This is a genomic window from Streptomyces sp. NPDC085946, from assembly GCF_044540485.1.
In the GTDB taxonomy this organism is placed as follows: Bacteria; Actinomycetota; Actinomycetes; order Streptomycetales; family Streptomycetaceae; genus Streptomyces.
In genome coordinates this window covers 1-1,996 of sequence record NZ_JBITSF010000065.1, presented here as the reverse complement: position 1 = coordinate 1,996, position 1,996 = coordinate 1, and the positions used below count along the sequence as shown (strand labels likewise).

Annotated in this window: 2 protein-coding genes; both read right to left on the bottom strand. The window is 76.0% G+C overall.

The genetic code is table 11. The features are described from left to right. Nucleotides 1–104: 104 nt before the first annotated feature. Nucleotides 105–1,394, bottom strand: coding sequence for a hypothetical protein (locus ACIF8T_RS40460; RefSeq protein WP_400042484.1), 1,290 nt, complete (start codon nucleotides 1,392–1,394; stop codon nucleotides 105–107). Between the two features lie 57 nt (nucleotides 1,395–1,451). Further along, nucleotides 1,452–1,697: a hypothetical protein gene (locus tag ACIF8T_RS40455; protein WP_400042482.1), complete on the bottom strand. Its 246-nt coding sequence runs from the start codon at nucleotides 1,695–1,697 to the stop codon at nucleotides 1,452–1,454. Nucleotides 1,698–1,996 lie beyond the last annotated feature (299 nt).

Genomic DNA, 1,996 nt, shown 5'->3' with positions numbered 1-1,996 from the left:
TGGACGGCACGGCTGGAGGCCGAACGGAAGACCTGGTCGCGGTCGCGGGTGACGCGCGAGCCGGTGGTGCTTGTGCCGGTGGCGATGGCCAGGACGGGCCCGTTTCAGGGCCGCAGTCCGGGCCTGTGGCCGGGCAGGGTGATCGTCTGTGTCTGGGGGGTGCCGGCGGCGGCTGCTGTGTGCGGTGCTCCCTTTCCGCCGGGGAGGGCGGCTGCCAGGAGGGCTCTGTGCGGGAGTTGGCCATGACCTCCTGCACCCGGCGGGCGATGGCGCCTTCGTCGCATGATGGGGTTTGGGTACCGGGCAGGTGCGCGTCCAGGGCGGTCCGGGCGATCCGCAGCAGGGCGAGTTCGGTGGGGGTTTCCTGCGCGCGGTGGGCCGGTGCGGGCTGCCGGCCGAGGCAGGCGATCCGTCCGTCCAGGATCTCGCGGGCCCGCTGCGGGGAGCCGAAGGTTTTCCGTCAGGCGGCGCAGGGTGAGCCCGGCCGCGGCCTGGCGGAGGCCGTCGGGCAGGTCGGGTGGGACGGGGGCCGGGGTGATGAGGCGGCCCAGCGCGTCGTGTTCGAGGTGCAGTTGGGCCTCGCGGGTGGCCAGGTAGGAGAGCTGGGCGTGCAGGAGTCCGGGGTCGGCGAAGGAGTCCTCGAGGCGCTCCTGGGCGGTGAGCGTCTGGCGCTGGGCGGTCAGGGCGTGATGGGCGGTGGGTGAGGTCTGGCGCCAGGTGGTGGCCGGGCCGCTGGGCTGCAGCAGCCGGGCGGAGGGCGGGAAGGTGTCCAGGATCTGCTGGGCCTGTTGCTCGCGCCCCGAGCAGGCGCCGGCGGTGTAGGCGCGGGCCTGGTGCAGGTGCGCGGTGCGCGCCTCGTCCAGCACAGGCGCGGTGGCCCCTGGGAGACGGGCGCCGGTCTGGTCGCGGTGGTGGTCGGTGAGGTCGGGTTCCAGCACGGCCCGCAGTTGCTGCGCGGCCGGGTCGCGCAGGGCGATCTGGTCCAGCAGCCGGTCGGCGGCCTGCCGCAGGACAGGCACGGTGGCGGCCAGCGTGGTGAGGGTGTGCCAGTCCTGGACGAGGTCGGCGCGGGGCCGGCCGGGACGCGTCAGGCGGGTGAAGAGGGCGGCAGTTCCCTGCCGGGTGCTGGCCAGCAGCTGGTCGAGCCTGTCGCCGTCCTCGCCGGCGAGTTCGAGGGCGCGGGCCAGGACGGAGGGTGGCGGGTAGCCGGTCAGGGCGCGCAGGTGGACCGACCAGGCGGTGGTCGCGGTGATCCAGCCGCGTTCGGCATCGGGCAGTGCGGTCGTCTTGCGGCGGTGCAGCCAGCCGGCCAGCAGCTCGGTGAGCCCGTTGTGACCCATGCCCGGGCCGCGCATCAGGTGCGCGGCCAGCTCGCCCGGGGTGTGCTCGCGCACGGCCCCGGCCTCGGTGCCGGTGATGGCCAGCTGCCGCTGTGGATCGTCCAGCTCGAGTCACCGGGACAGGGCCTGCGCGCGGCCGCGGGTGACTTCCTGCAGGGTGAAGCGGGCCGGGTCGAAGCCGGGGCGGGCGATCCCGCTCTCCCCCACCGCAATCCCCTCGACGTCAGCGCCAGCGCCGGTGCCGGTGCCGGTATCGAGGGGATCGTCTGCGTCGGCGACCCAGGCCAGGGCGTAGGCGTCCGCTCCCTGCCCGGTCAGCCAGGCGGACAGGTCGGCGGGGGCGGGCTGTTCGCTCATCGGCAAGGGGGCCTTCTGCTCGGCGGCGGTAGAGCGCACACCCCGGCGAAGAGGGGGCGGCTGGCCGTAGCCTGCCCGCACCGGGCGCCCCGGGCCGCCGGGCGGGGCGCCCGGTCCGTCCCACGGGAGGACCCCGGCGGGCAGCGGACCGGACGTCCCGCCCGGCGGGACATGCCCGGCGGGACATGCCCGGCGCGGCCACGGCCCTGCGCGAAGGCCCGCCAGAGAACGGGCGAGAAGCGGCGGGTGATCGAGCCGTCGTCCGGCACTGCACCGGCAGCCGCTGTGGCCCGGGCACG

Excerpts from the sequence above, each read along its gene's own strand:
- ACIF8T_RS40455 (WP_400042482.1), bottom strand. The coding sequence starts at position 1,697 with ATGAGCGAACAGCCCGCCCCCGCCGACCTGTCCGCCTGGCTGACCGGG.